General features: G+C 56.7%; 13 protein-coding genes. 6 read left to right on the top strand and 7 right to left on the bottom strand.

Translation table 11 applies throughout. From position 1 onward, the window contains the following. Positions 1–27: 27 nt before the first annotated feature. On the top strand, positions 28–585 hold the full coding sequence (locus BM205_RS10915) for a cob(I)yrinic acid a,c-diamide adenosyltransferase (protein ID WP_092414535.1): 558 nt from the start codon (positions 28–30) through the stop codon (positions 583–585). Positions 586–642: 57 nt separating this feature from the next. On the opposite strand, the gene folE2 is transcribed toward BM205_RS10915, so the two are convergent. The 4 genes from folE2 to BM205_RS10895 all read right to left on the bottom strand — a co-directional run bounded on the left by folE2 (position 643) and on the right by BM205_RS10895 (position 4,646). Continuing rightward, on the bottom strand, positions 643–1,446 hold the full coding sequence (gene folE2, locus BM205_RS10910) for a GTP cyclohydrolase FolE2 (protein ID WP_092414534.1): 804 nt from the start codon (positions 1,444–1,446) through the stop codon (positions 643–645). A gap of 117 nt (positions 1,447–1,563) precedes the next feature. Then, positions 1,564–3,435, bottom strand: a complete 1,872-nt coding sequence (gene dxs, locus BM205_RS10905; protein WP_092414533.1) for a 1-deoxy-D-xylulose-5-phosphate synthase — start codon at positions 3,433–3,435, stop codon at positions 1,564–1,566. A gap of 12 nt (positions 3,436–3,447) precedes the next feature. Beyond that, positions 3,448–4,383 carry a polyprenyl synthetase family protein gene (locus BM205_RS10900; protein WP_092414532.1) on the bottom strand — a complete coding sequence of 312 codons (936 nt, stop codon included), beginning with the start codon at positions 4,381–4,383 and terminating at the stop codon, positions 3,448–3,450. Beyond that, positions 4,380–4,646 carry an exodeoxyribonuclease VII small subunit gene (locus BM205_RS10895; protein ID WP_092414692.1) on the bottom strand — a complete coding sequence of 89 codons (267 nt, stop codon included), beginning with the start codon at positions 4,644–4,646 and terminating at the stop codon, positions 4,380–4,382. Before BM205_RS10895 ends, BM205_RS10900 begins: the two co-directional genes overlap by 4 nt. A gap of 243 nt (positions 4,647–4,889) precedes the next feature. On the opposite strand from BM205_RS10895, the gene BM205_RS10890 reads away from it, so the two are divergent. From BM205_RS10890 to BM205_RS10880, 3 genes are all read left to right on the top strand, one after another. Next, positions 4,890–5,993, top strand: a complete 1,104-nt coding sequence (locus BM205_RS10890) for an aromatic ring-hydroxylating oxygenase subunit alpha (RefSeq protein WP_092414531.1) — start codon at positions 4,890–4,892, stop codon at positions 5,991–5,993. Between the two features lie 186 nt (positions 5,994–6,179). Next, positions 6,180–7,127 carry a DMT family transporter gene (locus tag BM205_RS10885; protein WP_092414530.1) on the top strand — a complete coding sequence of 316 codons (948 nt, stop codon included), beginning with the start codon at positions 6,180–6,182 and terminating at the stop codon, positions 7,125–7,127. 45 nt (positions 7,128–7,172) lie between these two features. Further along, positions 7,173–8,039, top strand: a complete 867-nt coding sequence (locus BM205_RS10880) for a sulfurtransferase (protein WP_092414529.1) — start codon at positions 7,173–7,175, stop codon at positions 8,037–8,039. A gap of 47 nt (positions 8,040–8,086) precedes the next feature. Here BM205_RS10880 and BM205_RS10875 read toward each other — a convergent pair whose 3' ends face one another. After that, the gene (locus BM205_RS10875; protein WP_244544896.1) at positions 8,087–8,830 is read right to left on the bottom strand and encodes a ZIP family metal transporter; all 744 of its coding nucleotides are present in this window, start codon (positions 8,828–8,830) and stop codon (positions 8,087–8,089) included. Between BM205_RS10875 and BM205_RS24555 the strand changes: the two genes are divergently transcribed. After that, positions 8,733–8,963: a hypothetical protein gene (locus BM205_RS24555; RefSeq protein WP_254783861.1), complete on the top strand. Its 231-nt coding sequence runs from the start codon at positions 8,733–8,735 to the stop codon at positions 8,961–8,963. The two genes, BM205_RS10875 and BM205_RS24555, sit on opposite strands and share 98 nt — an antisense overlap. Positions 8,964–8,989: 26 nt before the next feature. On the opposite strand, the gene BM205_RS10870 is transcribed toward BM205_RS24555, so the two are convergent. Together BM205_RS10870 and polA are read right to left on the bottom strand one after the other, a co-directional pair. Then, positions 8,990–9,874, bottom strand: a complete 885-nt coding sequence (locus BM205_RS10870) for a dienelactone hydrolase family protein (RefSeq protein ID WP_092414528.1) — start codon at positions 9,872–9,874, stop codon at positions 8,990–8,992. A gap of 64 nt (positions 9,875–9,938) precedes the next feature. After that, the gene (polA, locus tag BM205_RS10865) at positions 9,939–12,734 is read right to left on the bottom strand and encodes a DNA polymerase I (RefSeq protein WP_092414527.1); all 2,796 of its coding nucleotides are present in this window, start codon (positions 12,732–12,734) and stop codon (positions 9,939–9,941) included. Here polA and BM205_RS10860 point away from each other — a divergent pair, their 5' ends adjacent. Next, positions 12,735–13,472 (top strand): LOG family protein, encoded by a 738-nt coding sequence (locus tag BM205_RS10860; RefSeq protein ID WP_092414526.1) that lies wholly within the window; start codon positions 12,735–12,737, stop codon positions 13,470–13,472. Positions 13,473–13,543: the final 71 nt, after the last annotated feature.

The raw sequence follows: 13,543 nt of genomic DNA, 5'->3' as shown, positions 1-13,543 counted from the left end.
TAAATAAACAGAAGAAATCAGAAAATCATGGGTAATCGACTCTCCAAGATCGCCACGCGCACCGGCGACAACGGCAGTACCGGCCTCGGCGACGGCAGCCGCACGGACAAGGATAGCTTGAGGATCCAGGCTATCGGCGATATCGACGAGCTCAATTCACAGCTTGGCCTTTTGTTATGCGACAAACTGGATGCTGCGCTGCGCGAAACATTGCTGTCGATACAACACGACTTGTTCGACCTCGGCGGTGAGCTATGCATTCCCGGCTATACCTCGATCAGCGACGCACAGGTGGCGCAGCTCGATCGCCTGCTGGAAAAATACAATGCCGACTTGCCGCCACTGAAGGATTTCATCCTGCCGGGCGGCAGCCATGCCGCGGCGCTGGCGCACGTCTGCCGTACCGTTTGCCGGCGTGCGGAACGCAGCATAGTCAGCTTGGGCAAGAGTGAAACGGTGAGTGAAGCGTTGCGGCAGTATGTGAACCGCTTGTCGGATTTGCTGTTCGTGTTGTCACGCGTGCTGAACCGGGCGGATGGCGGCAGCGATGTGTTGTGGCAGAAAGATCGAATGCGGGATGCCTGAAACGAAACAGGCCGGATGATGCAACGTCATCCGGCCTTTTTTTGGGACCACCTTATATTATTTACACCGTTTATCGTGCTCGATCAATGCATACGCCGAGTGATTGTGGATCGACTCGAAGTTTTCCGCTTCCAGCACATAGGCCAGCACGCGCGGTTCATTGTTTAATGCCACCGCTACGTCGCGTACCAGGTCTTCAACAAACTTCGGATTTTCGTAAGCACGTTCGGTAACGTATTTTTCATCCGGACGTTTCAGCAAACCGAACAATTCGCACGACGCTTGCGCTTCGATACGGGCAATCAATTCATCCACCCGGATTTCGCCGTCCAGCACTGCATTGACGGTAATGTGCGAACGCTGGTTGTGCGCACCGTAGGCTGAAATCTGTTTCGAGCAAGGGCACAGGCTGGTCACCGGCACCAAGACTTTCAAAGTCACTTCCAGCACACCTTGATTGATCTCGCCGGTCAGGCCCACTTCGTAATCCATCAAGCTTTGCACGCCTGAGACCGGTGCCGTCTTGTTGATGAAATACGGGAAAGTCACTTCGATACGGCCGCGCCCGGCATCCAGCAGGCTGACCATCTTGCGCATCAGATCGCCAAACGAGGCGACGTCGAGCGGCCCTTCCAGTCCTTCCAGCAGCGCGATGAAACGCGACATGTGGGTGCCCTTCTGCTGTTCCGGCAAATGCACATACATGTTCCAGCTGCCGATGGTCGGTTGTGCGCCGGTCTCGGTTCGCACCGTCACCGGATAGCGTACGCCTTTCACACCCACGCGCTGAATCGCCAGACGGCGGGTGTCGACGCTGCTTTGCACGTCTGGAATAGTCAGATTGGGATCACGCGTGTTCATTGATATTTACCTTTGAATGAACGTAGGGTGGGCACAACGTGCCCACGCGGAGACCAACTACGCAGCTACCGCGTGGCCGCGTGGGCCGCATGGGCATTTAATGCCCACCCTACTCTATTAATTTTGATTGACGACCAGGCGCGGCTGATCCTTGCCAAAACGCTGGCGTATCGATGCCGCGATACCTTCCGCATTCAGGCCGCATTGCGCCAGTAACAGGGTGACGTCGCCATGGTCGATAAATTGGTCCGGCAGCCCCAGATTCAAGAGCGGCTTGACGCATCCTGCCGCCGCCAGCGCTTCTGCCACTGCAGAGCCCGCACCACCCATGATGGAACCTTCTTCCACCGTGACCAGCGCATCGTGCGTTTTTGCCAGCTCCAGCACCAGTTCCACGTCCAGCGGCTTGATGAAACGCATATTGGCGACTGTGGCGTCCAGCAACTCACCGGCGGCCACGCTTGGCGCCAGCATCGAGCCGAATGCGAGGATCGCCACGCTCTTGCCTTGACGTTTGATTTCACCTTTACCCAAAGGCAAAGTAGTCAGCTCCGGCGCTATCGCAGCGCCGATGCCGGCGCCGCGCGGATAGCGCACCGCCGCCGGGCCATTGTAGTGATACGCGGTGGACAGCATCTGGCGGCATTCGTTTTCGTCCGATGCAGCCATCACTACCATGTTGGGAATGCAGCGCAGGTACGCCATATCGTAATTGCCGGCGTGTGTTGCGCCATCGGCGCCGACCAGGCCGGAACGATCGAGTGCGAAGGTCACGTCCAGGTTTTGTAAAGCTACGTCATGGATCAATTGATCGTAGGCGCGTTGCAGGAAAGTCGAATAGATCGCCACTACCGGTTTCAAGCCTTCGCAGGCCAGGCCCGCGGCAAAGGTGACTGCATGCTGCTCGGCGATGCCGACATCGTAGAACCGTTGCGGAAAGCGCTTGGCGAAGGTATCCAGGCCTGATCCGCCCGACATGGCCGGGGTGATGCCGATCAGCTTGTCGTCTTGCGCCGCCATGTCGCACAGCCAGTCGCCGAAAACCTGGGTGTAGGTCATTTTGCTGACCGCAGCCGGCTTGATGCCTTCAGCCGGATTGAACTTGCCCGGGCCGTGATACAACACCGGGTCGGCCTCCGCCAGCTTGTAGCCCTGGCCCTTCTTGGTCACCACGTGCAGGAACTGCGGGCCCTTCAGGTGCTTCAGGTTTTGCAAGGTTGGAATCAGCGATTCCAGGTCGTGACCGTCGATCGGGCCGATGTAGTTGAAACCGAATTCTTCAAACATGGTGGCCGGCACCACCATGCCTTTGGCATGCTCTTCAAAGCGCTTGGCCAGTTGCCGCATCGGCGCCGGCAGGATCGACTTGCCGACATTCTTGGCTTGCGCATAGAACTGGCCCGACATCAGCCGCGCCAGGTAACGGTTCAAGGCGCCTACCGGCGGCGAGATCGACATGTCGTTATCGTTCAGGATCACCAGCATGTTGATGTCGTCGTAGACACCGGCGTTATTCATCGCTTCGAATACCATGCCGGCGGTCATGGCGCCATCGCCGATCACGGCAATCGCGTGGCGATCGGCCTCGCCTTTGGTCTTGGCGGCCAGAGCCATCCCCAGCGCAGCCGAAATCGAGGTCGACGAATGGGCAGTGCCGAAGGTGTCGTACTCGCTTTCGCAACGGCGCGGGAATCCCGAGATGCCGTTAAGCTGGCGCAGCGTGTTCATGCGCTCGCGGCGACCGGTGAGTATCTTGTGCGGGTAAGTCTGATGACCGACGTCCCAGACGATCCGGTCCTCAGGTGTATTGAAGACGTAATGCAGGGCGATCGTCAATTCGACCGTGCCCAGGTTGGACGACAGATGGCCGCCGGTCTGCGCCACCGACTCGATGACGAATTCGCGCAGTTCATCGGCCAGCGGCTTGAGCTGCGCCCGCGTCAACTTGCGCAGATCTGCCGGGCTGTCGATTGTGTTGAGTATTTCCATATGCGCTAAACCCTAAGCTTTCCGTTGCACGATCAAATCCGCCAGCTCGCGCAGGCGACGTGCCTTATCCCCAAAGATCGCAAGCGCCTGATGGGCGTCGTTGCGTAATTTTTCTGCCAAAGCCTGCGATTCGGACAAACCCAGAATCGAGACGTAAGTCGGTTTGTTGTCTGCTGCATCCTTGCCGGCGGTTTTACCCAGCGTGGCGGAATCGGCAGTCGCATCCAGAATATCGTCGACCACCTGGAATGCCAGACCTATCGCTGTGCCGTAAGCTTCCAGCGCCTGGATTTCATTCTGCGCCAGAGCCTTGCCACCCCATGCTCCCAGCAATACCGAAGCGCGCAGCAAGGCGCCGGTTTTCAGCTTGTGCATCTGCTCCAGCTCAGCCAGCGACAGACTCAGGCCGACGCTCGCCAGATCAATTGCCTGACCGCCGCACATGCCTAGCGAACCGGAAGCCTGGGCCAGCAAGCGCAGCATGACGATCTGGCGCGCCGGGTCGAGGCCTACAGCATCAATCTCAGCCAGCACTACGAAAGCCTGTGCCTGCAAGGCATCGCCTACCAGCAACGCGGTCGCTTCATCGTATTTCACATGCACGGTCGGTTTGCCGCGGCGCAGGGCATCGTCATCCATGCACGGCATATCGTCATGCACCAGGGAATACGCATGAATCATTTCGACTGCCGCAGCGGCGCGTTGTGCAACCGCGGCTGGCGTTGAAAACAATTCCCCCGCGGCAAACACCAGCAAGGGCCGGACCCGCTTGCCGCCATCCAGCACAGCATAATGCATGGCCTGGTGAAGCTTGGCCGGGGTGCTGGCTGCCGACGGCAGGAACTGCCCGAGAGCGGTCTCCATGTCGGCCTGTACCTGGCGCATCCATGTACTGAAATCGGACGCCGGTTGATCGATCGGGCTAGACAATTGTGCGGCAGCAATCATTCTTCAGCTCCGCCACTGTGATCATTAAGCGCTTCACCGGCAAAGGGCTTGAGCATGTCGCCTTCCAGCACCTTGACCTGGCTGTCGACTTTTTCGAGTTGCAAAGCGCAAAACTTGACCAGCTCCGAACCGCGTTTATAGGCGGCAACGGACGCTTCCAGCGGCAACTCGCCAGCCTCCATTTGGGCTACCAGCTGCTCCAGCTCGGACATTGCTTGCTCAAACGAGGCCGGGCTGCTGGTGGAAATCGGATTTTTTGGCATAGTGGCCATATTGGCTATAAATAGTTTAGTCCGCTATTTTAGAGCAAACATCCATAACTCGTTGTATTTAGAGGAGTTGATTTAGAAAATAGGGCTGGATAACTAGCGTAAAACAGCCCAATTTCCGCTTTTTATGGGATAATCCTCGGTTCTGTCCAAAATTTCCGTTTCATATTATTTGAACACAGGTTTTTGCGGATTCTTTCTCTCTTAGGTTGATACAACACATTTGGGGGTGGAGGGATGTCCGATCTGGCTTCTATTTCCAAGCTCGCGCGCTCCGATGCGCAACTTCCGGTCAACGTCTACTTTGACGAAGCGCTGTTAAAGCGTGAAATCCAGCAACTCTTTCAGAATGGCCCGCGTTACGTCGGCCATGAGCTGATGGTGCCCAACGTCGGCGATTACGCCACGCTGGCGTCTGAAAACGAAGGCCGTATGCTGGTGCGCAATCCTCAGGGGATTGAGCTGATTTCCAACGTCTGTCGCCATCGTCAGGCAAAAATGCTCGACGGTCACGGCAATGCGCGCAATATCGTCTGCCCGCTGCATCGCTGGACTTACGACCTCAAGGGCGAACTGATTGGCGCACCGCATTTCGGTGAAACGCCATGCATGAACCTGTCCAAAACACCGCTGCAAAACTGGAACGGCTTGCTATTCGAGCAAAATGCCTTCCATGTCGGCGAAAAACTGGCGCAGCTCGGCGTCGCCAAGGATCTCGATTTCAGCGGCTACCTGTTCGACCACGTCGAAGTCCACGAGTGCGACTACAACTGGAAAACCTTTATCGAGGTCTACCTGGAGGATTACCACGTCGAGCCGTTTCATCCCGGCCTCGGCAGTTTTGTCAGCTGCGATGACCTGGAATGGCAGTTTGGCAAGGATTACAGCGTGCAGACCGTGGGCGTCAACCACGGACTGGCGAAATCCGGCTCGCCTGCCTACAAGAAATGGCAGGAGCAAGTTCTCAAGTTCAGCAATGGCGAACCGCCGAAGTTCGGTGCAATCTGGCTGACCTTATATCCCAACATCATGGTGGAGTGGTATCCCCATGTGCTGGTGGTGTCGACGCTGTGGCCGCGCGGCCCGCAAAAAACCACCAATGTGGTCGAGTTTTATTACCCCGAAGAAATTGCGCTGTTTGAACGCGAAATGGTCGAAGCGGAACGTGCCGCTTACATGGAAACCTGCGTGGAAGATGACGAAATTGCATTGCGCATGGATGCCGGACGCCGCATTTTGATGGAGCGCGGCGTCAGCGAGGTTGGCCCGTACCAGTCGCCGATGGAAGACGGCATGCAGCATTTCCACGAGTGGTACCGGAGTCAGAACGGTTTGACCTGAGCGGGCTTACAAGGACAATCCTCCGGAGAGTCCTTCGGAGAGTCCCGCATCCGAAAACAAGGGCCGGAGTTTGCGCAAACGCACAAACCCCGGCCCTTTGTCTTTATTTAGCATAGTAAGCATGCGCTGCCGCCGGAATCAGTCAAAATAGCAACAATCTCCCTTCGCTTCCTTCGCCCCTTCCCCATGCAATCACTCTGGATGTTGTTCGCTAGCCTCATGTTTTCGATCATGGGAGTTTGCGTCAAGCTTGCTTCCGATCATTACTCCATCGCTGAAGTCGTGCTGAGCCGCGGCCTGATCGGCATGCTGTTCATTGTCGTCCTGATTTTGCTGAAGGGCGGTACCCTGAAGACACCCATGCCGCGCCAACACATGTGGCGCGGCGTGATCGGCGTGATTGCCTTGTCGATGTGGTTCTATTCTTTCAGCTTGCTGCCGGTCGCTACCGCCACCACGCTCAACTACACCTCATCGATATGGCTTGCCGCGATCTTGTTCGGCAGCGCATGGTGGCGCGGCAATACACGCTTTGAATGGGGCATGGCAGCGACCATCATGATCAGCTTCATCGGCGTGATGCTGCTGCTGAAACCGTCGCTCGACAGCAATCAGACGATGGGCGGCATGATCGCCCTGGCATCCGGTCTGATTTCTGCCGTCGCGTATCTCCAGGTACGGCGCCTGGGCACGATGGGTGAACCGGAATATCGCGTGGTCTTTTATTTTTCGATGACCAGCGCCGTCGCCGGCCTGGTCGGCAGCACCATGTTGCCCGGCGGCGGCATCCCGTTCTGGCATGCGCATGATGTGCAAGGTGTGGCCTTATTGATTACACTGAGTCTATCGGCCACCATCGCCCAGATGGCCATGACGCGCGCCTACCGTCTTGGCAATCCGCTGCTGACTGCAAACCTGCAATACACCGGCATCGTGTTTTCCAGCATCTGGGGCATTCTGATCTGGAACGACCAGCTTGGCTGGCGTGGCTGGCTTGGTACCGCGGTAATCCTTATCGGCGGTTTGCTGGCAACGTTTTATAATCAAAAGAAGGCGCGCCCGCTCAAGCCGCTACATTCGGAAAAGCCGCTGGATAACAAAATTAACCAGACTACCGAAACTCGCAGCTTGTGAGGTTGCCCCGCATCACCTGATACACACTTAGATAGAAGGAATGCCATGTCTCACGCCCATCCTTATACGACGCTGATTTCTGCCTCTAACTTGTTGCAGAATGCGCAAAATCCCAACTGGGTCATTGTCGACTGCCGCCACGATTTGATGGATGCCGCGGCCGGCAGGACGGCTTACGATGCAGGCCACATTCCTGAAGCCCGCTTCGCCAATCTGGACCGCGATCTTTCCGGCGCCAAACAAGCGGCCGACGGCAGCTTCAAAGGCCGCCATCCCCTGCCGGAAAAAGATGCGTTGCTCGCCACGCTGCGAGCATGGGGCATCAATGACGACACTCAGGTCGTCGCGTACGACGCCCAGGGTGGCATGTATGCTGCCCGTCTGTGGTGGCTGTTGCGCTCTATCGGTCATAACTCGGTGGTAGTGCTGGACGGCGGACTGGCAGCCTGGCAAGCTGCCGGCGGAGGCTTATCGACTGCGGAACCGGTGCCGGCTAGCGGCAACATCAGCGCCAAGCCGCCGCTGACCAACAGCGTCAACGCCCACGACGTGCTGGTCAACCTGACCAACCAGAGGCGCACCATCGTCGATGCGCGTGCACCGGATCGCTTCCGCGGGGAAAATGAAACGATAGACCCGGTCGGCGGCCATATTCCCGGCGCCAAGAATCGTTTCTTCAAGGACAATCTGCAAGCCGATGGCCGTTTCAAGCCAGGCCATCAACTGCATGAGGAATTCGGCGCATTGATCAGTGAACCCAAGACGGCCGTGATGCAGTGCGGTTCAGGCGTCACTGCCTGCCATAATTTGCTGGCACTGGAAATCGCCGGTTTGCATGGCGCTGCCTTGTATCCGGGATCGTGGAGCGAGTGGTGTTCCGACGCGACACGGCCGATGGCCAAGGGCGTATAAGTTGCAGTCGCAGGGTGGGCACAAATGCGTGCCCACCCTACTACTGTTTAATGATGATGGGCGTGGCGGGTCAGGAATAGAACGATGGCTACGCCGGCGCCGATCAACAGGATCTGCGGAATCGTTTCACGCAGTGTGGCCCGGCGCTGCATTTGCGGCATCAAATCGCTGACGGCGATATAGATAAATCCCGAAGAAGCAAATACCAGCACGTAAGGAATCCATTCCATGCCGCGCTCGAGGGTAAAGTAACCCAGTAAACCGCCAAGCACCGCCATCAGGCTGCAGATCAGGTTGTACACATAAGCCCGGGTCCGTGAAAAGCCGGCGTTGAGCAACACGATGAAATCGCCGATTTCCTGCGGAATCTCATGCACGATGATGGCCAGGCCAGTGATCAGGCCGAGATGCGGATCTGCCAGGAACGCGGCTGCAATCAGGATACCGTCGGTAAAGTTGTGCAAGCCATCACCAACCAGGATCATCCAGCCGGCTTTACCCGCCTCTTTCTTGTCATGCCCGTGATGATGTCCATGGCCGTCGTCTTCGTGATGATGCGAATGGCGCAGGATGGCAAATTTTTCCAGCACGAAGAATGCCAGCAACCCGCCTAGCAACACGGCAAACAGCGTGTGGCTATCGGCCTGCGATTCGAAAGCTTCCGGCAGCGCGTGCAGCAAGGAAGTCGCCAGCATGATGCCGACCGACAGGCTGACCATGCGCTCGACCACCTTCGACAGCAGCGCGAACGAAAAAATAGCCGCGGCGGTTATGCTGAAAAGCCCGGCGATCGTGGTCGCCAGGAGAATTGAAACGAGTGTGGAATTAATTTTTGGCTCCGGCAATCAGAGGTTAAATGCAACATGGTTGCAAATTAGAACACAGCTGCTGCATTTCAGCAAATTTAACTGCTTTAACCGCTAATTGCCCGCCCGGCACCCGATCCGGATTTAACTCACCCCATGCGCTTTAAACCAGGCCAGGGTACGTTTCCAACCGTCCCTGGCATCCGCTTCCACATAACTAGGGCGATAGTCGGCATTAAACGCATGGCCGGAGTTCGGATACACCACGAACTCGCATTTGCTGCTACCTTTGGCGAGCGCGGCCTTCATCTGCGCCAAGGTATCTTGTGGAATGCCATCGTCCTTACCGCCATACAAGCCCAGCACCGGCACTTTCAGCGTCGCTGCGATGTCGACCGGCTGCTTCGGCGTCAGCTCGTTCTTGTCTCCGACCAGGCGGCCATACCATGCCGCGGCAGCCTTTACCTTGGGATTGTGGGCGGCATACAGCCAGGTGATGCGACCGCCCCAGCAAAAGCCGGTGATCGCCAGCTTGTCGACATTGCCGCCATTTTCCTTGGCCCAGGCGACACAAGCATCGATATCGCCCAGCACCTGATCGTCAGGCACTTTTGAAATCACAGCCGCCTGCAACTCTGCAATCGATGCGAAGGCAGCGGGATTGCCCTGGCGCTTGAACAAGTCCGGTGCGATCGCCAGGTAGCCAAGCTTGGCAAAGCGGCGCGCGATATCGGCTATGTGTTCGTGCACACCAAAAATTTCCGAGATCACCAGCACCACCGGCAAATTGGTTTTTCCCTCAGGCTGGGCACGGTAGATCGGCACGCTCAGGCCATTGGCCTGGACCTCAAGCGGACCGGCGGTGAGACCGACGGTATCGGTCTTGATCATGGTCTGCGCACACACAGGCATGACCGCTGCGGCAAATCCAGTGCCCAGGGTGGTTTTCAAAAAAGTACGGCGATCGACACTGTCTGACAAACTGGTTTTTGCCACCAGGCTATCGAAATCCTCTTTCAAATTCGGCATCAAAGCTCTCCTTCAAAATTGACCATCAATTATCCAATCATGCAGGCTTGGGCACATTACCGGTTCAATGCGCCTCATCCCAATTCTTACCCACTCCGACTTCGGCAATCAGCGGCACTTTTAGTTCAGCCACGCCAGCCATCAGCTGCGGCAGCTTTTCCCGCACCAGCACCAGTTCGTCTTGCGGTACTTCCAGCACCAGCTCATCGTGCACCTGCATCACCATCTTGGATTTTAATTTTTCTGTTTCAATCCAGTTTTGCACGGCGATCATCGATAACTTGATCAAATCGGCGGCGGTACCCTGCATCGGTGCATTGATCGCCGCCCGCTCTGCACCCTGGCGGCGCTGGCCGTTGGGCGAATTGATTTCCGGCAGCCACAAACGACGCCCGAATACAGTCTCGACATAGCCTTGCGCCTTGGCTTGCACCCGCGTCATGTCCATGAACTGCTTGACGCCGGCAAAGCGCATGAAATATTTTTCAATATACATTTGCGCGGCGGCGCGCTCGATGCCGAGGTTGCCGGCCAGACCGAACGCACTCATGCCGTAAATCAGGCCGAAGTTGATCACCTTGGCATAACGGCGCTGCTCGCTGGTGACTTCCGCCGCCGTTGTGCCGAAAATTTCAGCAGCAGTGGCGCGATGAATATCCACGCCTTCGGCAAATGCACGCAGCATGTTCTCATCGCCAGAGATGTGGGCCATGATGCGCAATTCGATTTGCGAATAGTCGGCTGAAACAATCACGCTATTTGCGGGGGCCACAAACGCTTCACGGATCCGCCGGCCTTCGGTAGTGCGAATCGGGATATTCTGCAAGTTCGGATCGTTCGACGCCAGCCGTCCGGTAACGGCGACCGCCTGCGCGTAATTGGTATGCACGCGACCGGTTTCCGCATTGACCATCTTCGGCAGTTTGTCGGTGTAGGTCGATTTCAGTTTGGACAAACTACGGTAATCGAGCAGCACCTTCGGCAGCGGATAATCTTCTGCCAGTTTCTGCAGCACTTCTTCATCCGTCGACGGCGATCCGGATGGCGTTTTCTTGACCACCGGCAGCTTGAGTTTTTCGAACAGGATTTCACCCAGTTGCTTAGGTGAGCTCAGGTTGAAAGGCTGGCCGGCCAGTTCATAGGCTTGCTGTTCGATCTCCAGCATGCGCTTGCCCAATTCATTCGATTGGGTAGCCAGACGGCTGGCATCGATCAGCACGCCATTGCGTTCGATCTTTTGCAACACAACCGAAGTCGGCACTTCGATTTTTTCGTAGATGAACCTGAGTTTGGCGTCGTCGGCAATATGCGGCCACATGGTCAGATGCAACTGCAAGGTGATGTCGGCGTCCTCTGCAGCATATTCAGTAGCGCGGCCGATTTCAACTTCGTCGAAACCGATCTGCGAAGCTCCTTTACCGCACACTTCCTGGAATGTGATGGTCTGGTGATTCAGGTGACGCATGGCCAGGCTATCCATATCATGGCTACGATGCGATTCGAACACATAGGATTCGAGCAAGGTGTCGTGTACGATGCCACGCAGGCTGACGCCCTGGTTGGCAAATATGTGGCTGTCGTATTTCAGGTTCTGGCCGACCTTTGGCTTGCTGTCGTCCTCAAGCCAGGAGCGCATTTTTTCGAGTACGAACTCACGCGACAATTGCGCCGGTACATCCTGGTAACGGTGTGCAACCGGAATATAGGCGGCAACGCCGACCTCGCAACACAGCGATATCCCGACCAGCTGAGCGGTCATCGGATCAAGCGAGGTAGTCTCGGTATCGACTGCAGTCAATGTCGCCTTGTCGATACGTTGCAGCCACACATCCAGCTGAGCTTCAGTCAGCACAGTTTCATAATGCCGTTCTACCGCAGCAAACAGGCTGCTCTGCGCCGGTTCGCCGGCACCGGGTTTGTGATCCGCGACACTCTCTGCCGAGGCGGTTTTCCCCGCGCTGGCTTTCCCTGCGCTATCCGCCGCACTGGCAGCGTTGCCGGCACCGCTCAGATCGCGCAGCCAGGTCTTGAAGTTATAGCGGGTGTACAGTTCGATCAACGTCTCGTTGTCTTGCTCCGGCGGCCGCAGGGATTCCGGGAACGCTCCCATGTGCGCGCTCAGATCGCAATCGGTCTTTACCGTCACCAGTTCCTTGGCCTTGGGCAGCCAGTCCAGCACCGCCCGCAGGTTCTCGCCGACGGCGCCACCGATATTGGCAGCGTTGGCCATCACCTGGTCGACAGTGTCATATTGCGCCAGCCATTTAACCGCTGTCTTGGGCCCGACTTTGGCGACTCCGGGTATGTTGTCGACGGTGTCGCCGATCAATGTCAGGTAATCGACAATGCGCTCCGGCGGCACGCCGAATTTAGCGACCACGCCGGCAGGATCCAGGGTCTCGTTGCTCATGGTGTTGATCAGCGTCACATGTTCGTTGACCAGTTGCGCCAGATCTTTATCGCCAGTCGAGACCACGGCTTGCATGCCATGGCGCACTGCTTGCACCGTGAGTGTGCCGATCACATCGTCGGCTTCCACTCCTTCAACCATCAGGATCGGCCAGCCCATGGCGCGCACGGCGGCGTGAATTGGCGTAATCTGTTTAACCAGGTCTTCCGGCATTGATGCCCGGGTGGCCTTATAGTCTGCGTACATGTCGTCGCGAAAAGTTTTACCTTTTGCATCGAACACGCAGGCAAGGTAAGCTGCAGGGTAATCGGTACGCAAACGGCGTAACATATTTATGATTCCGTACATCGCGCCGGTCGGCTCATTGGCAGCATTGCGCATATCAGGCAATGCATGAAAGGCGCGATAGAGATAACTGGAACCATCAACTAACAGCAGGGTTTTTTGCATATGGAATTGAACGGAAAAAATGTGCCGCGTTTGCGGCAAGTGACGGACGTCGAACGCGCAACTTCCAAGAAGGCACGCGAATCGTGGCATATGTTCACGATTATGGCAGAATTTATCGAGTCGACCGAACGCCTTTCCGAGTTGCATCCCGCAGTATCGATCTTCGGCTCGGCGCGGATCAAGCCAGACAATCCTTATTACCCCTTATGCATGGATATCGCACGACGCTTTTCCGACGAAGGTTTTGCGGTGATTTCAGGCGGCGGCCCGGGCTTGATGGAAGCAGCCAACAAAGGTGCTTTCGAAGGCAAATCACCTTCGGTCGGCTTGAATATCGAATTGCCGCATGAACAGAGCGGTAATAAATGGCAGGACATCTCCCTCAGTTTCCGTCATTTCTTTGCCCGCAAGGTTGCCTTCGTACGCTACGCCGATGCCTACATCGTGCTGCCCGGCGGTTTTGGCACGCTGGACGAGCTGACCGAGGTATTGACGCTGATCCAGACCGGCAAGTGCCGCCACATCCCTATCATCCTGGTCGGCAGCAGTTTCTGGAGCGGCTTGCTGGACTGGTTCCGCACCCAGCTGGTAACCGACGGCATGATTGCAGCCAAGGATATGGATCTGATCCAGGTGCTGGATGATCCGGCCGAGATTCTCGCTGCCGTGGTGGAATTCTACGAGGCGGGTGAAACCGTCATGGCGGAATCGGACCGTCATGCGAGCGTGTTGTTGTAGTACAGCAAAACAGCGCCGTCAAACAGATTACCGGCTTCCTTATCGCCTATCGGAGCCGGTGGTTTGTTACA

The sequence above is a fragment of the Collimonas sp. OK307 genome (assembly GCF_900113705.1).
Taxonomy (GTDB): Bacteria; Pseudomonadota; Gammaproteobacteria; order Burkholderiales; family Burkholderiaceae_D; genus Collimonas.
The sequence above is the reverse complement of the archived record's forward strand: the minus strand, read 5'-3'. Positions and strand labels throughout refer to the sequence as shown.